Genomic DNA, 19,296 nt, shown 5'->3' on the forward strand with positions numbered 1-19,296 from the left:
GATGTTACTGAAATAAATGCAATAACAAAAAAGACTCCCGCTAATGGGAGTCCTTTATCTCAATATTTCATTTGCTTCTTTTTCATAAATTTTATCAAATGAAGTCATAATACGTTGCGATGCTTGAATCATTTTTTGACTCGACATAAGGTCAGCCATCTCTTTCGTCATATCCACATTTGAATTTTCTAGCATATGATTTTTTACTATTCCTGTTCCGTTCGGTAAATCAGCGAGGTTACCTTCTGCTAGTGTAAAACTTTTATTTTCTCGTTGCACAAGGCGAGCATTCGTTTCTGCATCTACTGTTTTCGTTTGCAAGCGGCCAATATTATTTTGTGTTACTTCATCGTATAATGTACCGTCTGCTTGTACAGCTACCTTTGCTCCTTCTGGAATACGAATACGTTCATTATTCTCACCCATTACGAAAGCACCAGATGCTGTTTGTAAATAACGATCACTATTTAATGTAAAACTACCGTCTCTCGTTAAAAATGTTTCATCATTTTTAGATGTAACGAAAAATGATGATGTGCCAGCCGCACCGTCGTCTAAAAAGAAATCTGTAGCACTATTTGTAATTTGTACATTTCCTTGTACTAAGTTCACATGTGTTGCAGCTGGTACGACAGCGTAATCAACCGAACCGATATTTGTCATCGCACCGTCACCGCGGCGATATGTGTCTTGCACATCAAATACTTTAGAAGTCATGTTTTCTGCTTTAAATCCTGTCGTTTGGGCATTTGCAACGTTATTTGAATGAACATTAATATGCTGCATGTAATTCATCATACCCATAGAGCCTATATAAAGACCGTTCATACTCATTTGAATAAGGCAAGCGCCTTATTCTTCACCTCTTTTCTTACGATGTTTGTAACATTTGTTTTGCTAAATGTTCAGCTGTAGCGATATGTATATGTTGCTTCACGTCTTGTCCATCTGTCATTAATACAATTGGAGCTGATGATACAGCTGGAATTTTCAACAATTCACCGCTGCTCGCTGTTTCATCAAATTTCGTAAACACGATACCATCAATATGAATATCTTTAAAGTTCGTAATGATTTCAATCATGTCTTTACTTTTCATAGAAGCTGATAATGTTAAACAAATATAATCTGGCTCTACTTGTCCCATCGTCTCAATCATTTCTTCAACCGTTTCTGACGTACGATAATTCTTCCCGGCTGTATCTATTAATATATAATCGACGCGCGCTTCTTCTTTAAAATAACTGAGTGCCCTTGTCATAGCTGCTTCATCTCGCACAGCGATTACTTCTGACCCAATTGTTTTTACGTAATCTTGTAATTGCTGCACTGTTCCAATGCGAGAGTGGTCCGTCGTAATAAAACCAACTGTTTTTCTCTTAGCGTGAAACTGCCATGCCATTTTCGCAAGTGTCGTCGTTTTTCCAACGCCAGTTGGACCTATTAATGCAATCGTTTGTACTTCTTTTTCAAATACGTTTTCAGTATTGAAATGAGATCTCATATCTTCCAATATGTATCCGATGACTTCCTCTTCTGTAATCATCGTTGCATTCTCAAACTTCACTTTTAATTTTTCAGCATATGCATGAATGAAATATTGTTCCACATCGTTTTGTTCTAACATCCGAATTACTTTTTGAATAATAAATGGCACAGATTCCTGCTTTTCTTTTTTAACAACTACTTCTTCTTTCTTTACAGGAACAGCTTGTTTCACAGCAGGCTGTTTTTTCGTTACTTTCGTCGCCTCCGTATGTTTCACAACGACAATCCCTTTTTCAAACAGTTGTAATAGTTTCTCTTTTTTTCTTGCCCATTCTTCACTATTTCCTGTTTGCATCGCTGCGTACGGCATAGAAGTCGTTACGTTTTCTAAATTGTGCAGTACCGATTGAATTCCATTTGCCTTCACAATTTCTTCTGAAGGTTCATTTACAACATCCATTAATTGTTCATGAAATTGAGTTGTTCCTTCGCTATTTTCATCCTGTTTATCTTCAGGAAAAGCGACTAACATTTCATAATTCTTCTTCCAAAAAAACGGGATGTTTCGTTTTACACTTTCATCGACAACGTAGTAATAATCTGTACCATATTGGTCAAATAACTTTCGATACAATTCATTTTTCGAAGCTGCTTTTATTCGCATTAACGCTTCTTTTTTTTCTGTACTTTCCATTACTTCACCTCCTACTATTCAATATAAGCAATTTGATCTACAACAATTTCTGGTGCCAATTCACTAATACATAATACTTTAGCTTCTATTTGATAACGTTCAAGAAGTCTCACAATCGCAAACCTGAAATCTTTTCTGCGTGTTAATAATACTGGCTCTCTTCCCATTAAACGAGCTTGTTTGAAAACGCGTTGTACTTGCTCTACTACTCGCGTTTCTAAATCTAAATCCCAGTTTAATAAATAGCCTTGGTATGAATTATTAACAACATCCGCATCTAACTCGATTGAATCAGCGAAAAGCGCTGCATAAATTTTCCCATCAGGATTTTTCGCACTCTCACAAATAACTTTTGAAATACATTCACGAACAAATGCAGTGACACCATCAACATGGTTTTGATAAATTTCTTTCCCGTCAATAATACCTTCAATAATTGTCGGTAAATCACGAATTGAAATTCCTTCTTTTAGCAGTTGTTTAATAACATTTTGCACGAGTGATAAATCAATTTCTTTCTTCTTAATCTCTTCTAATAAAACGCCATTATCAGTTTCAAGCGAGTGAATCAAGTCTTTCACATGTTGACGCTGAATTAACTCATGAAGATTACGTCTAACGACAACATCTAAATGCGTAATTAATATGCTGAGTGGCTCTAACACTTGATAGCCTTTCATTTGTGCATCTTGTACCATATGCTCCAAAATCCAATATCCATCTTCGCCGAAAATTGGATCTTTCGCTGGCTCTGCATCTAAATCAGCCATTACGTTCGGTGTTTTCAGTGCTAATAAATAACCTGATTTTAAAACACCTTCAGCCGCCTTCGCACCTTTAATACGAATAATGTAACGTCCGCGTGGTCTAAAGCTCGTATTATCTTTAAAGTTAATTCCAGGAACGTTAATACCAAGGTCGGTAATAATCGACTTCCTCATTAGAACAACTTTATCACGAGCTGTTTCCCCGTTAATTTTCTGCTTTACAAGTGCCGCTAAATCTAAACCGAGCTCTACGATAATTGGATATTTATCTGTAAAGACTCCGAATGAATCTTCCACTTGCTGTAATTGCTCATCCTCGCCTTGAATCATTTCTAATTCTTTTTGAAGCTCGTCTTCTTTTTCTTTCTTTATTCGCTTTTTATTGCGAATTCCTAAGAAGATAATTGTTCCACCAACGAGAGCAAATGGTAAAAATGGTAGCGGGGTAAAAACACCCATTGCGATAAATAAACCACCAAGCGCATATACAACAACTTCATGCGCTAATAACTCTTTAAAGATTCCTTCAGTTACTGTATCTGCTGAACCGTCAAATACACGCGTTACGATAATACCTGTTGAAATCGCAAGCATTAACGAACCGATTTGGTTTACAATTCCGTCACCGACAGTTAACTGTGTATAGTGAATAGCCGCATCTGCAAAGCTCATTCCTTGCTGCATCATACCGACAATTAAACCGAAAATAATGTTTACGAATAAAATGACAATCCCGAAAATAACGTCCCCTTTAATGAACTTTCCGGCACCATCCATCGCTCCGTAAAACTCTGTTTCCATATTTAATTTTTTTCGTTTCGCCTGTGCATCTTTTTCTGTAATAAGACGCTGATTCAAGTCAGCATCGATAGACATTTGTTTCCCTGGTAAAGAATCAAGTGTAAAACGAGCTGCTACTTCAGCTGTACGAGACGCACCGTTTGCAACGATAAACTGGAATATGATTAATACTATAAAAATAACGATACCAATTAATAAGTTCCCGCCAATTACGAACTGGCCGAACTCTTCAATAACATGACCCGCATTTCCGTCTGTTAAAATCGCTCGCGTCGTCGAAACGTTAATCGATACGCGGAAAATCCCGATTAATAACAACATCGTCGGAAATGACTTTAATTCATCCCACTCGTTAATACTTGTAGCTCGCATATAAATAAGCACTGACATACTTAGTAGAAAAACGATAACGATATCAAGTATAAATGGTGGAAGTGGAATTAAGAGCGCCACAACGAATGACGCTGCTAAAAAGATAGAAAAATAGGTTCTTGCAGAATCCATCTTAAACAAAGAGATCCCCTCCAAACGCGCTATTATACTTCAAGTTCTTTCGTTTGAATTAAATAACGCATAACTTCAATTACAGCTACATATAAATCTTCTGGAATCGTCTCATCTTCCTCGACTTGATAATATAAAGAACGAGCGAGCGGACGGTTCTCTACCATTGGTATTTCTTGTTCACGGGCAAGCGTTCGTATATATAATGCGAGCTCATCTTCCCCTTTTGCAACGACAATAGGCGCTGCATCAACTTGTTTATTGTAACGAAGCACAACTGAAATGTGCGTCGGGTTGTTCACAATAAACGTTGCGCCATCCATCTTCTTCGCAATTGTCCCTTGCAAGATGGCATGCATAAAGTTTTTTCGTTTCCCCTTTACTTGCGGGTCCCCTTCATTATCTTTATGCTCCCTTTTCACTTCTTCTTTTTTCATCTTAATATCTTGTTCGTACTCCCATTTTTGATAAATGAAATCAATAATAGAAAGAATGATTAAAATAATTAAAATGGCTAAAAAGATAAATTTAATTTGGCTAATAATTTCAGTAAGTGACGCTGTCCAGTTAAATCCAATCATACTAACAATCTTCTCTAAATTCTTTTTAAAGAGAACGTACGAAACGTAACCGATTAATCCCATATAAAATAGTGATTTCAAAATATCTACTAAACTTTTACGACTAAACAATCTCGTAAAATAGTTTTTCGGATTAATACGTGATGCTTTCGGCTTAAGTACTTTAGAAGAAAATAAGAAACCAACTTGAATCATATAATTGAACAAATGAAAAGCATATACAAGTATTAATATAGGAGCCGATACTTTCAGAAGTAATATGCCCATTAAATAAAAATACTCGGTCGAATCTGTATTTTTTCCAATTTGATTAAACAGTACCGCTACGGAATGTGCGATTTCATAACCGAGCCAATCTCCGAAAAAGTAAACGACAACTGCTAATACAAGAATGGAAAATAAATTATTTAAATCTTTACTCCGGGCGATATTCCCTTCTTCACGCGATTTTTTACGCTTCTGCGGGGTGGCCTTTTCTGTTTTATTATCCTTTGCCATGCGCGTCCCCCTACTTCGTTAAGAAAAAGTTAAATAGTTTCGTATACTCTTCCAGTAATACGTCTGTCATATTTTTAAACACATAACCGAGCATCGGTACACTCATCGCAATAAACAAAATACCACACGTTATTTTAATTACGTACGCATTCATAAAAACGTTTAATTGTGGTGCATTTTTTGCAATTAAAATAAGGACGAAATTAATAATGAATAGACTGCCCATAAGTGGCAAAGCAATTTCAACCGCTGATGTAATTGCAAATAATAACGTTGCGAGTAGACTATCTAAAAAACTAGTCGTCAACAATTTTGAAATCGCCTCTGTATATTGAAACGACTTTAAAATCGTGGCAACGAAATAGTTAATGCCGCCCAGTGAAATAAAAATAATAAGAAAAAATATATCAAAAATTGTTGATAGTAAAGTAGACTGTGACCCTGCATTTACATCAAATAAACTCGCCTGCGATAAACCGATATCAAAGTCTAAAATATGCCCTGCCATTTTTGGAATGTTCCACAGCATCTCTACAATTTTTGAAAGTGATAATCCAATTACAATTTGCGTTCCTGCATAAGCTGCTACATCCCAAACTGTCTTTATGTGAGAGACATCCACTTGATCTGCCACTGTAATCGAAAGAGCGAGTCCAAATGTAACCTTTGCCATCGCCGGAATTGATCGGCCTGAGAAAAACGGTAGAAAATATAAAAATGAAGTAATGCGACAAAACGCAAAAAACGTCGCCGCCCATAATTCCATATTCATTTCAGTTCACCTATCTTAGTACGAACGCAATAGCGATGGGATTTTATCAAATAAATCTAAAATGAGCATCGTTAATTCTTGAAACATCCACGGACCTAAAATGATAATAACGAGCACAATACTCGCCATTTTCGGTAAAAACGTCAGCGTTTGCTCTTGAATTTGCATCATCGCCATAATAACGGCGATAATAATAACGACAATCATACTTACAACGGCAATCGGCATTAAAATCATAACCCCTTTATAAAAAAAGGTTTGGAAAATATCTATAATTGGTGACGTATTCATTTATATGACTCCTATCACATAGCATCAAACACTTCAGGCGACTGTTTTAAACATAATATCGACGATTTTTGTATATCCACCTAAATATACGAAAACGAGTATTTTAAATGGTAAACTTAAAATCATCGGCGGTACCATCATCATCCCAAGGTACATTAAAAGTGTACTAATAATTAAATCAATAAAGACAAACGCTAAATAAATGAACATCCCTGTAAGTAAACCTTTTTGAATTTGCGTTAACGTAAAGGATGGCACAAGCGTAAACAATGAAAGATCCTTTAAATCTTTCGGCAACTCTTCTCCGCGCACTTTCAGCATCATTTTCAAATCGTGCTTATACGTATGCTTCGACATATAATCTTTCATAATCGGAGCTGTCGTCTCCGCAGCTTGACTTACTGTTATTTTTTCTTTCGTCATCGGGTCCCACACGTCACTCTTTAACTGACCAAGTACTGGCTGCATCGTAAATAGCGATAAAAATAAAGCGAGCCCAACTAGCACTTGGTTCGGTGGTAAATTCATTACCCCAAGCCCTTGACGAGTAATCCCAAGAACAATCATAAAATACGTAAAATGCGTAAATAATAGAACGATAGAAGAAGATAATGATAGAAGGGTAACGAGCGCGAATAGTTGTACACTTGAATTACTCGTAAACTCTTTTCCATTTTCGAAATTAATAAAACCGTTCGGGGCTGCATACGCTGGATTTACAAAAACAAATGAAAAAATTATAGAAAATGCGAAAATAACGGCAAATAACGATAACTGTTTCTTTATTCTCATGATGGATCCTCTACTTTTTTCGTTTCACTCTTCACCGCGTCTTCTAGCGCTTGTTGAAACTGATTTCCTGTTCCTGTTAATTGCACAGACTGCACACCATTATTACTAATAACAGTAAACACTTGCTTCCCGTCCACTTCAAATAAAAAGGCGCTCGTTTGATGATTTAAATAAACACCATCTTTCACTTGAATATGGCCGTTTTCACCTTGCTTAAAAAACTGCTGTTTGCGCGTCTTTTTCGTCATATAATATGCACCATAACCGAGCGCACCAAACAGTAAAACGACTTGAAATAAGGTCGTCATATACGACATATGACTCCTCCTCTACTCTTTATCCTGCATTTGATTTTGCGCCTTCATAAGCGCCGCGTGTTTCTTGTCAGCTTCAATTTCAGAAATAATAATGCCAAACTTCTCGTCCATTACTATTGCCTCACCAATACCGACTTTCATATCACTTAAATATACATCTACTTTATGTCCTAAATTTTTCTCTACTTCAAGAACATCGCCAACTTTTAATTGTTTCACATCGCCAAGCTGAATCGATGACTTCCCAAGCTTTACACCAAGTTCAATCGAAATATCCGAAACGGTATCAATATGCGCTTTACCTACTTCATTTCGCTTCCCTGCAAATTCTTCTAATCCCATTAATGACACAGGAGATACTTCATGCTTCATATGGATCCTCCTACTCTATAAAACTTTTAAATAGGAGCGCCTTACGCGTTCCATCTTTCCCAATAAAACAATTAAATTTATGTTTCCCATCTACATAACCACGTAGTTGATCTGAAACTTTCGTATGAAGCGGAATAATATCGCCTTCTTCAATTTTCTCAATCTCACCAATCGTCATCTTTTGCTCACCAATCGCAACGTGAACAGGTTTGTACACTTGATTTACTTTCACTTCTACTTCAGACGTATACTTTTTACGCTTATCCGAAGAATGTTCGACAATATTTTCAGACGTTAACTTATCCATAATTTCTTCAACAGATAAGAACGGAATTCCAATACGAACCGTCGTATTCCAAAACTCTGTTTTCATATTTACATTCAGTAATGAAATAATATCGCTCGCCGTCGTAATCTTAAGCGCATTCGGATCTGTCTCCGTCGTTACAAACTTCGGTTCAATCGCAACAACGCTTTCAAATGATTGCTCTAAATTTTTACAAAGAAGCAAGAATATATTATCAAGCGTTAAAAACTCAAACGCTGTTAGCGGTCTGCGCATCGTAAAGTTACGCTTACTATCTCCGCCAAGCCAGCATTCATGAATATAAATGACGAACGCTAAATCAATCTCAATAACAATTTCTCCAAGCTCTGGTAAACCGAGATCAATAACGCAATATAAATAATAATCTTTCGGCATTTTCTCTACATACTCACTCGTAAATGGAACTTGCTCAACAGTCGAAGGCTCGAGTTCAATCGGAATACGCATACGCGCTGACAACGTCTGCGACGTCTGCTTTCCAAACGTAGACGCAATTGCCTGCAAACTACGTAAATGCTCAACACCAAACTTCTCCGGTCTATTAAAATCATACTCTTGAAATTTATCTTGCTTCCCTGCTTCTTGTGCGAAAGCTGGCATTTCCTCGCCTTCATTTACCGCCTTCAGCAGGGCATCAATTTGCTCTTGGCTTAATTTTTCGCCACTCATGACAATCCCCTTCCCTACCTTTTCAATTCAACGATTTCAACGTACATTTTCCCATTCTTCGTCAAAATCTTTCCGGTTCCAATCTCTTCATTCTCAAGCATAAGACGCACCGTATTTTTCGTTGAATTTTCAAGACGATACAATGTACCTTTCGTAATATGAAGCAGATCTTCAATTTTCTTTTTCGTATTTCCGATTTCAAAATAAATTGTTAACGGAATATCATCTTGTAATTTCAAATCTAGCCAACTCCCATATCATGTTCACAAAAATTTCATGTTCTCTATTTATGTAATGAAATTTTCTATTTCGAAACGTCGATATTTAATATTTTTTTAATATATCCTTGCGTTTCTTTAAATGGTGGTACGCCTCCGTACTTTCTCACATTACCAGGACCAGCATTATAAGAAGCAAGTGCCAATACGAGATCACCGTTATTTTTCTTTAAATAACCGCTTAACTCTTTCACACCGCCCTCAATACTTTCAGCTGGTGAAAATGGATTTTTTACACCCATCTCTTTCACATTCGCTGGCATAAGCTGCATCAGCCCCATCGCCCCTGCATGTGACACCGTTTTCGGATTAAAATTAGACTCTACTTCAATCATTTTTTGAATTAACGTTTTCGGAATTCCATATGTATTGCTTACGCGATCAATAATATCCTCATACTTACCTTCATTTGAAGAACGTATTTTCTGAATATTATATTTATTCGTTAATCCCCACGTATCAGCAGGCTCATTTTTCGTTTCGGGGAAACGTCGTTCAAACTCTTTTTGTGCAACTTGCACTTCATCTACTTTCTTCGTTTCAGCTTTCTCCGTCTCCTCAGGCTTACTCGCTTCCTCTACTCTATTAATAGATTCTTCCGGTTTATTAACAACCGTTTCTATTTTCGTAGATTGTACCGGCTGACTCATATCCTCTACTTTTGCCGTTTGCGGAGTAACCTTCGTCTCCTTCGCAGGTTCACTCTGCAATTGATCTTGAAAACGACTACTAACGAACGCCTGCGGACTACTTAACTTTTGCTGAATTTGTCCTTTTTTATATGCAAGAACTTCTTTTACTATATTTCCAACTACCATAATATCACCTTTTCGGTAAACAAAGATAATCTAATATTAGAGTTTTTTTAAAAAGTTTGCAATAATCCTTTTAATAATATTTTAATAAAAAAATGAATAGATTGTTAAACTGTTATTTTTTTATATTCATTAATTCGAATTTTTAGTTGACACCCGTTGTAGCAAGGATTACAATAAATCTCGAAATCGATTTTTTCGCATATTACCGTTTTTCAATTTGCAGAAAAGTCAATATAAAAAAATGGGGGTTCTTAACATGAGAATCAATACAAATATTAACAGCATGCGTACTCAAGAGTACATGCGCCAAAACCAAGCAAAAATGAGCAACGCTATGGACCGTTTATCAAGCGGTAAACGTATCAACAACGCTTCTGACGATGCAGCAGGTCTTGCAATCGCAACTCGTATGCGTGCTCGTGAAAGCGGACTAGGAGTAGCTGCTAACAACACTCAAGACGGTATGTCATTAATCCGTACAGCTGACTCAGCAATGAACTCAGTATCTAACATCTTACTTCGTATGCGTGACATCTCTAACCAATCTGCGAATGGTACGAACACAGATAAAAACCAATCAGCATTAGATAAAGAATTTGCTGCATTAAAAGATCAAATTGATTACATTTCTAAAAACACTGAATTTAACGATCAAAAATTATTAGATGGTTCTAAAAAATCTATCGCAATTCAAACACTTGACAATGCTGATACAAACAAACAAATTGATATTCAATTATCCAATGTTTCTACGAAAGAACTAAAACTTGATACGTTAAGTATTGAAGGAAGTTCTTCTAAAACATTCACTATCACAGCTGATGATATGCTAGCAGTTGGTACTGCAAATGCTACAGCAAAGACTAAAGCCGGAACACTAAAAGCGTTAAATGTTGCTACAGGTGATTTAACTGCTGCTAAAACAGACGTTCAAGACTTTAGAGCGGCCTTTGATAAAGTAAAAGGCTTTATGGGTTCTACAGAAGTAACAAATATTGAAAAAGCATTAACAAAATTTGATGGTGATCAAAGTCTTGCTAACGCAAAAGCAATCGGTGATGCCCTTACATCTGATTTAGCTACTACAATTGCTAAAGATCAAACTTATTCAAAAAATGTATCAAATGCTTCTAGTGCAATTGCATCAATTGATGCTGCATTAGAAAGTATCGCATCTAATCGTGCAACTCTAGGTGCTACATTAAACCGTCTTGACTTTAACGTAAACAACCTGAAGAGCCAATCTTCTTCTATGGCTTCAGCTGCTTCTCAAATCGAAGACGCTGACATGGCGAAAGAAATGTCTGAAATGACTAAGTTCAAAATCTTGAACGAAGCTGGTATCAGCATGCTTTCTCAAGCAAACCAAACTCCACAAATGGTTTCTAAATTATTACAATAAGCCATTTGATTTAGCTTCATGAATGAACCTCTCTGCTTGCGGAGAGGTTCATTTTTTCTATATAGATGAATTATTTGTAAAACCTTTCTTTTTTTAGGTGGAGGAGAGCATAGGTCCCTTTTCTTTTCATAACCGTTTTTGGGCATTAAGACCATATATAAATAAGGAGTGTCTATTATGCGTATTGGTACGAATATTTTGAGCTTGAATGCTAGGCAGTCGTTGTATGAGAATGAGAAACGTATGAATGTTGCGATGGAGCATTTGGCGACTGGTAAGAAATTAAATAATGCTTCTGATAATCCCGCTAATATTGCGATTGTAACTCGTATGCATGCGAGAGCAAGTGGTATGCGTGTGGCGATTCGTAATAATGAGGATGCGATATCGATGCTTCGTACAGCCGAAGCTGCCCTTCAAACTGTTACGAATATTTTACAGCGTATGCGTGATTTATCTGTTCAATCTGCGAACGGTACAAATTTAAATAAAAACCGTGATTCGCTGAATAAAGAGTTTCAATCTTTAACAGAACAAATTGGCTATATCGGTGAGACGACTGAGTTTAACGATTTATCTGTATTTGACGGACAAAACCGTCCTATTACGTTAGACGATATCGGTCATACGATAGATATCGCGAAACATATTCCCCCTTCCCCTACACAACATGACATCAAGATTTCAACAGAACAAGAAGCAAAAGCGGCGATTCGTAAAATTGAAGAGGCTTTGCAAAGTGTATCACTTCATCGTGCCGACCTCGGTGCTATGATGAATCGTTTACAATTTAATATTGAAAATTTAAATAGCCAAAGTATGGCGTTAACAGATGCTGCTTCTCGAATTGAGGATGCGGATATGGCGCAAGAGATGAGTGACTTCTTAAAGTTTAAATTGTTAACTGAAGTTGCACTTAGTATGGTTTCACAAGCAAATCAAATTCCGCAAATGGTTTCGAAATTACTACAATCTTAAATATAACCTTTAAAACTATTGAAATAACTCTATAAAAAATAAAAAGCGGGATACATACGTGCTATGCATCCCACTTTTCTATCAACCTATCCGTTATAAATTAGATCCTCCGCCAAAGAAGTAAATATCTCCCCAACGAGTGAATCTTCATCATATACACATGAATCATTATTTTCTTCACGTTTCGCAAAAGGTACTTGGGCAATTACTTCTGTTTTCAGTTGTTCTGCTAGCATTTCGCCCCCGCCTTTTCCGAAGAGATAGTTTCTTGAGCCGTCTTGTTCTTCGTAATATGCCATGTTTTCAACGATACCTAAAATGTCGTGTTTCGTATGTTTTGCCATTACTCCTACTCTAGATGCGACAAATGAAGCTACGTTATGAGGTGTCGTAACGATAATTTCTTTCGCCTGTGGAATCATCGCTGCGACATCTATCGCAACGTCTCCTGTTCCAGGTGGTAAATCTAGAAGAAGATAGTCTAATTCTCCCCAGTGCGTATTCGCAAGGAAGTTTTGAATCCATTTGTTTAACATCGGTCCGCGCCACATAACTGGGTTGTTTCCTTCTGTGAAGAATCCCATCGACATAATTTTAACACCGTGACTAACGACTGGAATTGCTGTTTGATCGATCATTGTTGGTTTTTCATTCGTTTCCATCATAGCTGGGATACTGAATCCGTATATATCTGCATCTAAAATCCCAACCTTTTTCCCCATACGAGCTAACGCAGTAGCAAGGTTAATCGTCACAGTTGATTTACCAACTCCTCCTTTTCCGCTCGTTATAGTAATAAAACGCACACCTGAATCAGGTCGCAGCATACTAGGCATTCCTGTTTCTGTTCTAGCTTCTTTCTTTAAAGACGCTGTTAATACCGCGCGTTCTTCTGGTGTCATAGAACCGAATGTTAAAGAAACTTTTGATGCCCCAATATTTCGAAGAGATTCTTCAATATCTTGTTGAATTTTTGCTTTCAACGGACAACCTTGTATCGTTAAAACTACTTCTAGCCCAACTTCTGTACCATCAATTTGTATATTTCTTACCATGTTTAATTCCACAATACTTTTGTGTAATTCTGGATCTTCTACATGGCTTAAAGCATTTATAATCTGTTCGTGAGTAATCATCATACACATTCCTTCCATTGTAATTATTTCACGTTATAAAGTGAAACTTTAATCAGTGGGGGTTTTTGTCCATCCCCCACTGATTATTAGTTGAACCAATCGGGCTTTTACGGGCAGTAAGACTCCCACCTAACTTCTTTGCTTCAGCCGAATTTTGAGGTGGGAGTCTTACTGCCCGTTAATGTGTGATGAAAAAAGTCTCCGCTTTTCCCACCCGTTTTTTGAACTAAATATGTTTCTTTCATAACCATCGTTTTATCAACCGCTTTGCACATATCGTAAAAAGTAAGGGCGGCAATCGATACGGCAGTTAATGCTTCCATTTCTACACCTGTTTTCCCACTACACTTTACTGTCGCTCGTATGATTAACTCATACCCATCAGTTGTCTTTTCATAATGAAACGTAAAGTCTGTTCCTTGTATTAATATCGGGTGACACATCGGGATTATATCCGCTGTTTTTTTAGCACCGATTATGCCAGCAACTTGCGCTACTTGGAGCGGGTCTCCTTTTTTCAATCCACCACTTTGAATTGCCTCAAATAATTCATTTGATAAAGAAATCGTACTTTGCGCAACAGCTGTGCGTGTTGAAATATCCTTTTGAAAAATATCAACCATTTTGGCTCTGCCCTCTTCATTCCAGTGCGAAAATTCACTCATAATGATCCTCCTTAACGTATGAAAGATTTAATACTCGAATAGAAAAAATTACCCTCCGCTTACAGCTGGGATAAACGCGACAGTATCTCCGGCTTTTGCAATATCTTCGTCCGTTACAAATTCTTCATTGATTGCTACCATAACTTTTTCTAGCGTCTGTAAGTGATAGTTTTCTTTCAACCATTTTTTCAATTGATGAACGTTCATCTCTCGTTTTTCTATTATTACTAATCTCTCTGAGCCGACTTCTTCTCGTAAATTTGCGAACAGTAAAATTGTTATCATTCTCTCATTCTTCTTTCTCTGGCTTTCCTTCTGGATACGGAGTATTTTCAAGTTGATCTCCTATCCACTCCGTTCCATCTTCCCAAAATTCTTTTTTCCAAATTGGGACAATTCTCTTTATACGTTCAATTGCGTATTCATTCGCTTCGTACGCTACTTTACGATGTGGTGACGATACTGCAATAACAACTGCGATATCCATTATTTCTAATCGTCCTACTCGGTGTGTGATTGCTATTTTCGCATCCGGCCACTTTTTCTTAATTTCTTCTCCAATTGCAGTAAGCTTTTTTACCGCCATCGGTTTATATGCTTCATACTCAAGATGTAACGTTCGTTTTCCTTTCGTTAATTCCCTTACTGTTCCAATAAAAGTTGTAATTGCTCCTGCTTCTCGTCTTGCTACTTTATTCGTTACTTCTTCAACTACAATCGGATTATCGACAATTTCAAATCGTGCTTGTCCCATCAAAACCTCTCCCCACTTTACGGAATGTCCAAGGCCATTCACTACCTTCGTTATCTTCTAATAAAAGAATATCTACAAACATCCCTTTCTTATATCCTCTCGTTCCGCCCTGTAAGACGATAAAAACGTTTGATTCTGCTAATGAAGAAACGGAACTAGATTTATCAAATCCTGATGGATAAGCGATTAGTTGTCCTTCGTTATACTGAAGCTTACCTCGTACAAATCTTGTAAATGGATTCGGTTTTAGAAAATCTTCTCCGAGCATTGCTTTTTCTCGTTTTACATGTGGTTTTTCGCTAAACATATACGCACGAATGCTAGGTTTTACGAATAATTCAAAGCCTACGTAGCAAGCAGATGGATTACCTGATAATCCAAATAATAATTTTCCGTTTAATTGCGCTACAGTCGTGACGCTACCCGGCCGCATGGCTACTTTATTAAAAAGAACTGATGCGCCTAACCTTTCGTATATAGCTGGCAAATAGTCATAGTCGCCTACCGAAACACCACCAGTTGTAATTAACATATCCACTTCGCTTAACACTTTTTTCACTGCTTCGTAGCACGTATTCAAATCGTCGCTAAACTTCCCAAAGTATTTTACTCTTCCACCTGCTCTTCGAATTTGAGACGATATCATATGCGTATTACTATTTCGAATTTTCCCAGGTTGTAGTTCTGCATTTACATCGAGAAGTTCACTCCCAGTCGCTAATAGTCCAATTATGTGCTTTTTCGCTACTGGCACTTCACTATAACCGAATGTAGCAAGAAGAGCAGAAATACCTGGATTAATGTAGCAACCCCTTTTTGCGAGAACGGTTCCTTTACGTGCGTCTTCACCTTGAAAGGATATATTGTCCCCTTCTTTAAATGAGCGTCTCACTTCCATATAGCTTTTTCCGATATTCTCATATTGACGATGACGAGTCAGTTCTAGCATGACGACCGCGTTACATCCTTTCGGAATTTGTGCCCCTGTCATAATTCGAACTGCTTGAAACGCTCCTACTTCTGTAGGAAATACGGAACCTGCTCCAATTTCACCAATTACTTCAAATACGATCGGATTCTCACGACTTGCTCGCGAAGTATCTTCTGCCCTAATAGCAAATCCATCATATGGCGAGCGATTGAAAGAAGGCACATCGTGATCCGCCACTAAATCTTCTGCTAACGTACGCCCATATGCTAATTCCAGTGGTACTAGTTCTTTTACACCACAATTAGCAAATTCCATCACTTTACGAACAGCCTCTTCAACTGTAATCGGTACCCTTCTTTCCATCATTACCAATCCCTTTCTATTAGCCTAATAGCCGATAGTATAGTTGTTTTGCTTTTTGAATTTCATTCGTGCCATGAATAAATACACGACCATCATGAAAAATGACGATGCGATACTCTTCTAATTGGCAAGAGAGCAAATACGGATTCCGATCAACTTTCCCGTGATTCTTTAATACTTTTTCTAACTCATCAAAGTTGTAATGTCTATTATGCGCTGGTCTAATTTGAACTGTATTTCTTCCACATAACACAGCTGTCTTCGTTTGCTTTTCGTATGATAAATAAGGATAAGTTCTATTTGTTCCGCACGAAGGACAGTCTTCCGATTTGATTTTCCCTAGTTTGATAGAATGATATTGATTACTCCATATATCAAACATTAAAAAAGTTTTTCTAATTGCTGCGTAATCTTCTACTAAAATTTTGAAAACTTCTGCCACTTGGTACGCTGCAACGATTTGAACAGCTGGACTAATAATTCCAACTGTGTCACACGTCGCCCCTGTGACAGGAACACTTTTCAGTACACAATGTAAGCACGGTGTTTTCTTCGGAATAATTGTATAGCTCATGCCATAACTTCCGACACAAGAACCGTAAATCCAAGGGATATTATGTTTTTGTGATATATCATTGATTACAAACCGAATATCGAAATTATCTGTGGCATCAATAATGACATCGACACCACCTAATAAAGCTTCCATATTATCTACTCTTGCATCTATTACTAGCGCCTGAATTTGCACGTCTGAATTAATTTGTTTGAGACGATTCTGCGCTGCGATTGCTTTTGGCAATTTTTCTATCGCATCTTGTTCAGCGTAAAGTTGTTGCCGCTGTAAATTGCTCCATTCTACGTAATCGCGATCAATAATCGTTAATTTCCCGATACCTGCACGTACAAACGCCTCTGCACTTGCACTTCCTAACGCACCTGCCCCTATTATTAATACATGCTTATTTCTAATCTTCTCTTGCCCTTCTTTTCCAATAGGAGTGAACAGCTGTTGTCGTGAATACCGCTCTATCATGAGGTAACCTTCCTTTCATGTAAAAATCAGCTTCAAATACTGTTATTTTTTCAATACATCTTCTTCGGTAGCACTTTGTTTCTGATAACAAGAAAAATAAGCGAATCCAACAAATCCAGCTCCGCCAATTACATTTCCGATAAAGACTGGCACAAAGTTTTTCGCAAGATCCATCCACGTAAGGTGACCAGCAAAAATAACTGCTGAAATGACAAACATATTTGCTACTACTTGCTGAAACCCAATTACGACAAACGCCATAATCGGAATCCAAATCCCAACAATCTTTCCGATTAAATCGTTCGTTCCATACGCTAACCAAATTGCAAGGCAAACGAGCCAGTTACAGCCAATTGCCAAAATTAAAGTTCTCCCGAAAGATTCATGTAATTTATCTTGAGCTATCGCTATCGTCTTATTTAAATACGCACCTTCAGTTAACCCGCCAAGGTGACCGAAACAATACGCTACGAAAAGTGCACCTGCGAAGTTCGTTAAAGTGATCCACGCCCAATTGTTTAACACATGTTTCAATGAAATTTTCCGTGCATACAGTGCCATGGCCATCGACATCATATTTCCCGTAATTAATTCTCCTCCTGCTAAAACAACGAGCATAAGTCCAATAGGAAAAACCGCTCCTCCTATAAAATTGACTAAACTTCCCCACTGCTCCGGTACATTACCTAGAACACGAATATTAAGTAAAAATCCTAATGAAATGAATGCTCCTCCTAAAAAACCAAGAATAAGCATCGCTGATAGCGGTTGCTCCACCTTTTGAACACCGGATTCAATCACAAGCGCAGCAATTTGTTCCGGTTTATGAAATGCCATAACCAATTCCTCCATTTTTCTCATCTAAAAAAAGCAGCACCAAAAACCCTTAACATCGTAAGGATTTTTGAATGCTGCTTAATCTCTCTGCATATCTCTTACAGAAATATCAATCATCATTTTTACTATACTCATAGAAAGTGTACAAAACTTGCACATTTCCCACTATTTACGTTAACAAAGAGAATCTACATTCTTAGTAGCTTCTCAGCCACCGATATGCGACATTTCAATTTTCGGCATTGCTTTTTTATTCGTATTGCTTAACCGTTCGTCTGAATAACGGTCTGAACGATTACTCCAAATGTCACGAATAACATTAGTAATCTCCTCATCCGTATATCCAAAGCGAAGTAATTCTTTAAGATCGTTTCCTTTAGAAGCAAACAAACATGTATACAATTTTCCTTCTGCAGAAATACGCGCTCTTGTACATGATGAGCAGAACGAATCCGTTACAGATGAAATAATTCCTATTTCTTCTTCGCTACCAACATAACGATAACGTGTTGCAACTTCACCAGGATAGTTCGCCTCAATACGTTCAAGCGGCATCACTTTATGAATCATCTCTACTATTTCCTGCTTAGAAACTACTTCACCTAATTCCCAGCCGTTAAAATTTCCGACATCCATATATTCAATGAATCGAAGGATATGCTTATTCTCTTTAAAGTACTCTGCCATCTGAACGATGTCTTCTTCATTTTTCCCTTTTTGGACAACCATGTTCATTTTAATTTTCATTCCGGCTTCCGCTGCAGCCTGTATTCCCGTAAGAACCGTTTTTACTTTACTTCTATTCCCATTTAAATAAGAGAATCGTTCTTCATTTAACGAGTCTAAACTAACTGTTACACGAGATAAACCCGCCTTATATAAATCTGGAGCAAACTTTTTAAGTAATGATCCATTTGTCGTTAAACCGATATCCTCTACTCCATCAATTTCGTTTAACCGCTGTATGAGTTCAGGTAAGTCTTTTCGAAGTAAAGGCTCTCCTCCTGTAATACGTAACTTTCTTACACCTAAAGAAACGAAAATACGTGTAATCCTTTCAATTTCATCAAAAGATAAAATTTTATCATTAGACAAAAAAGAATAATCACGACCAAATATTTCTTCTGGCATACAATATCGACAGCGAAAATTACAGCGATCAGTAACAGAAATACGTAAATCCTTTAAAGGACGATCTAATTTGTCTAATGTAACAGATTTCAT

The 19,296-nt window shown here is 37.2% G+C and carries 22 protein-coding genes; 2 read left to right on the plus strand and 20 right to left on the minus strand.

Translation table 11 applies throughout. The features are described 5' to 3' along the window. Positions 1–54: 54 nt before the first annotated feature. The 12 genes from MKX66_RS11205 to MKX66_RS11260 form a co-directional block, all read right to left on the minus strand. Positions 55–828 (minus strand): flagellar basal-body rod protein FlgG, encoded by a 774-nt coding sequence (locus tag MKX66_RS11205; RefSeq protein WP_341086180.1) that lies wholly within the window; start codon positions 826–828, stop codon positions 55–57. 43 nt (positions 829–871) lie between these two features. Further along, complete coding sequence (gene flhF, locus MKX66_RS11210; protein ID WP_341086182.1) at positions 872–2,182, minus strand: flagellar biosynthesis protein FlhF; 1,311 nt, start codon at positions 2,180–2,182, stop codon at positions 872–874. Between the two features lie 14 nt (positions 2,183–2,196). Further along, on the minus strand, positions 2,197–4,263 hold the full coding sequence (flhA, locus tag MKX66_RS11215) for a flagellar biosynthesis protein FlhA (RefSeq protein WP_113938407.1): 2,067 nt from the start codon (positions 4,261–4,263) through the stop codon (positions 2,197–2,199). A 23-nt stretch (positions 4,264–4,286) separates the two neighbouring features. Further along, the gene (flhB, locus tag MKX66_RS11220) at positions 4,287–5,333 is read right to left on the minus strand and encodes a flagellar type III secretion system protein FlhB (protein WP_002141149.1); all 1,047 of its coding nucleotides are present in this window, start codon (positions 5,331–5,333) and stop codon (positions 4,287–4,289) included. Between the two features lie 10 nt (positions 5,334–5,343). After that, on the minus strand, positions 5,344–6,105 hold the full coding sequence (locus MKX66_RS11225) for a flagellar biosynthetic protein FliR (protein WP_001055697.1): 762 nt from the start codon (positions 6,103–6,105) through the stop codon (positions 5,344–5,346). 15 nt (positions 6,106–6,120) lie between these two features. Next, complete coding sequence (locus tag MKX66_RS11230) at positions 6,121–6,396, minus strand: flagellar biosynthetic protein FliQ (protein ID WP_002011993.1); 276 nt, start codon at positions 6,394–6,396, stop codon at positions 6,121–6,123. A 33-nt stretch (positions 6,397–6,429) separates the two neighbouring features. Beyond that, positions 6,430–7,188, minus strand: coding sequence for a flagellar type III secretion system pore protein FliP (locus tag MKX66_RS11235; protein ID WP_002126633.1), 759 nt, complete (start codon positions 7,186–7,188; stop codon positions 6,430–6,432). Beyond that, positions 7,185–7,505: a hypothetical protein gene (locus MKX66_RS11240; protein WP_000121176.1), complete on the minus strand. Its 321-nt coding sequence runs from the start codon at positions 7,503–7,505 to the stop codon at positions 7,185–7,187. Before MKX66_RS11240 ends, MKX66_RS11235 begins: the two co-directional genes overlap by 4 nt. 12 nt (positions 7,506–7,517) lie before the next feature. After that, the gene (gene fliN / locus MKX66_RS11245; RefSeq protein ID WP_002141148.1) at positions 7,518–7,877 is read right to left on the minus strand and encodes a flagellar motor switch protein FliN; all 360 of its coding nucleotides are present in this window, start codon (positions 7,875–7,877) and stop codon (positions 7,518–7,520) included. Between the two features lie 10 nt (positions 7,878–7,887). Then, positions 7,888–8,874: a flagellar motor switch protein FliM gene (gene fliM, locus MKX66_RS11250; RefSeq protein ID WP_002141147.1), complete on the minus strand. Its 987-nt coding sequence runs from the start codon at positions 8,872–8,874 to the stop codon at positions 7,888–7,890. 14 nt (positions 8,875–8,888) lie between these two features. After that, entirely contained in the window at positions 8,889–9,113 is a 225-nt protein-coding gene (locus MKX66_RS11255) for a flagellar motor switch protein FliN (protein ID WP_000775712.1), read from the minus strand. Between the two features lie 65 nt (positions 9,114–9,178). Beyond that, complete coding sequence (locus tag MKX66_RS11260) at positions 9,179–9,970, minus strand: lytic transglycosylase domain-containing protein (RefSeq protein ID WP_002141145.1); 792 nt, start codon at positions 9,968–9,970, stop codon at positions 9,179–9,181. Positions 9,971–10,226: 256 nt separating this feature from the next. Between MKX66_RS11260 and MKX66_RS11265 the strand changes: the two genes are divergently transcribed. Both MKX66_RS11265 and MKX66_RS11270 read left to right on the plus strand, forming a co-directional pair. After that, positions 10,227–11,372 carry a flagellin N-terminal helical domain-containing protein gene (locus MKX66_RS11265; protein ID WP_341086186.1) on the plus strand — a complete coding sequence of 382 codons (1,146 nt, stop codon included), beginning with the start codon at positions 10,227–10,229 and terminating at the stop codon, positions 11,370–11,372. 177 nt (positions 11,373–11,549) lie between these two features. Beyond that, positions 11,550–12,350 carry a flagellin N-terminal helical domain-containing protein gene (locus MKX66_RS11270; protein ID WP_341086188.1) on the plus strand — a complete coding sequence of 267 codons (801 nt, stop codon included), beginning with the start codon at positions 11,550–11,552 and terminating at the stop codon, positions 12,348–12,350. 86 nt (positions 12,351–12,436) lie between these two features. Here the strand turns inward: MKX66_RS11270 and MKX66_RS11275 are convergent, their stop codons facing one another. The 8 genes from MKX66_RS11275 to moaA form a co-directional block, all read right to left on the minus strand. Then, the gene (locus tag MKX66_RS11275; RefSeq protein ID WP_341086189.1) at positions 12,437–13,489 is read right to left on the minus strand and encodes a P-loop NTPase; all 1,053 of its coding nucleotides are present in this window, start codon (positions 13,487–13,489) and stop codon (positions 12,437–12,439) included. 140 nt (positions 13,490–13,629) lie between these two features. Further along, complete coding sequence (gene moaC / locus MKX66_RS11280) at positions 13,630–14,151, minus strand: cyclic pyranopterin monophosphate synthase MoaC (protein WP_341086191.1); 522 nt, start codon at positions 14,149–14,151, stop codon at positions 13,630–13,632. Positions 14,152–14,199: 48 nt separating this feature from the next. After that, complete coding sequence (gene moaD, locus MKX66_RS11285; RefSeq protein WP_061688899.1) at positions 14,200–14,436, minus strand: molybdopterin converting factor subunit 1; 237 nt, start codon at positions 14,434–14,436, stop codon at positions 14,200–14,202. A 4-nt stretch (positions 14,437–14,440) separates the two neighbouring features. Continuing rightward, on the minus strand, positions 14,441–14,905 hold the full coding sequence (locus MKX66_RS11290; RefSeq protein WP_256491142.1) for a molybdenum cofactor biosynthesis protein MoaE: 465 nt from the start codon (positions 14,903–14,905) through the stop codon (positions 14,441–14,443). After that, positions 14,886–16,199 (minus strand): molybdopterin molybdotransferase MoeA, encoded by a 1,314-nt coding sequence (locus MKX66_RS11295; protein WP_341086196.1) that lies wholly within the window; start codon positions 16,197–16,199, stop codon positions 14,886–14,888. Before MKX66_RS11295 ends, MKX66_RS11290 begins: the two co-directional genes overlap by 20 nt. A 19-nt stretch (positions 16,200–16,218) precedes the next feature. Further along, on the minus strand, positions 16,219–17,235 hold the full coding sequence (locus MKX66_RS11300; protein WP_341086198.1) for a molybdopterin-synthase adenylyltransferase MoeB: 1,017 nt from the start codon (positions 17,233–17,235) through the stop codon (positions 16,219–16,221). Positions 17,236–17,277: 42 nt separating this feature from the next. After that, a complete protein-coding gene (locus MKX66_RS11305; RefSeq protein ID WP_341086199.1) occupies positions 17,278–18,072 on the minus strand; it encodes a formate/nitrite transporter family protein in 795 nt (264 codons plus the stop codon). Positions 18,073–18,279: 207 nt separating this feature from the next. Beyond that, positions 18,280–19,296 (minus strand): GTP 3',8-cyclase MoaA, encoded by a 1,017-nt coding sequence (gene moaA, locus MKX66_RS11310; RefSeq protein ID WP_341086200.1) that lies wholly within the window; start codon positions 19,294–19,296, stop codon positions 18,280–18,282.

This window comes from Bacillus sp. FSL R9-9530, assembly GCF_038008145.1.
In the GTDB taxonomy this organism is placed as follows: domain Bacteria; phylum Bacillota; class Bacilli; order Bacillales; family Bacillaceae_G; genus Bacillus_A; species Bacillus_A mycoides.

Coding starts and splice junctions, on each gene's coding strand:
- MKX66_RS11205 (WP_341086180.1), bottom strand. CDS start 828: ATGAACGGTCTTTATATAGGCTCTATGGGTATGATGAATTACATGCAG.
- flhF (WP_341086182.1), bottom strand. CDS start 2,182: ATGGAAAGTACAGAAAAAAAAGAAGCGTTAATGCGAATAAAAGCAGCT.
- flhB (WP_002141149.1), bottom strand. CDS start 5,333: ATGGCAAAGGATAATAAAACAGAAAAGGCCACCCCGCAGAAGCGTAAA.
- MKX66_RS11225 (WP_001055697.1), bottom strand. CDS start 6,105: ATGAATATGGAATTATGGGCGGCGACGTTTTTTGCGTTTTGTCGCATT.
- MKX66_RS11230 (WP_002011993.1), bottom strand. CDS start 6,396: ATGAATACGTCACCAATTATAGATATTTTCCAAACCTTTTTTTATAAA.
- MKX66_RS11235 (WP_002126633.1), bottom strand. CDS start 7,188: ATGAGAATAAAGAAACAGTTATCGTTATTTGCCGTTATTTTCGCATTT.
- MKX66_RS11240 (WP_000121176.1), bottom strand. CDS start 7,505: ATGTCGTATATGACGACCTTATTTCAAGTCGTTTTACTGTTTGGTGCG.
- fliN (WP_002141148.1), bottom strand. CDS start 7,877: ATGAAGCATGAAGTATCTCCTGTGTCATTAATGGGATTAGAAGAATTT.
- fliM (WP_002141147.1), bottom strand. CDS start 8,874: ATGAGTGGCGAAAAATTAAGCCAAGAGCAAATTGATGCCCTGCTGAAG.
- MKX66_RS11260 (WP_002141145.1), bottom strand. CDS start 9,970: ATGGTAGTTGGAAATATAGTAAAAGAAGTTCTTGCATATAAAAAAGGA.
- MKX66_RS11265 (WP_341086186.1), top strand. CDS start 10,227: ATGAGAATCAATACAAATATTAACAGCATGCGTACTCAAGAGTACATG.
- MKX66_RS11270 (WP_341086188.1), top strand. CDS start 11,550: ATGCGTATTGGTACGAATATTTTGAGCTTGAATGCTAGGCAGTCGTTG.
- MKX66_RS11275 (WP_341086189.1), bottom strand. CDS start 13,489: ATGATGATTACTCACGAACAGATTATAAATGCTTTAAGCCATGTAGAA.
- moaC (WP_341086191.1), bottom strand. CDS start 14,151: ATGAGTGAATTTTCGCACTGGAATGAAGAGGGCAGAGCCAAAATGGTT.
- moaD (WP_061688899.1), bottom strand. CDS start 14,436: ATGATAACAATTTTACTGTTCGCAAATTTACGAGAAGAAGTCGGCTCA.
- MKX66_RS11290 (WP_256491142.1), bottom strand. CDS start 14,905: ATGGGACAAGCACGATTTGAAATTGTCGATAATCCGATTGTAGTTGAA.
- MKX66_RS11295 (WP_341086196.1), bottom strand. CDS start 16,199: ATGGAAAGAAGGGTACCGATTACAGTTGAAGAGGCTGTTCGTAAAGTG.
- MKX66_RS11300 (WP_341086198.1), bottom strand. CDS start 17,235: ATGATAGAGCGGTATTCACGACAACAGCTGTTCACTCCTATTGGAAAA.
- MKX66_RS11305 (WP_341086199.1), bottom strand. CDS start 18,072: ATGGCATTTCATAAACCGGAACAAATTGCTGCGCTTGTGATTGAATCC.
- moaA (WP_341086200.1), bottom strand. CDS start 19,296: ATGAAATCTGTTACATTAGACAAATTAGATCGTCCTTTAAAGGATTTA.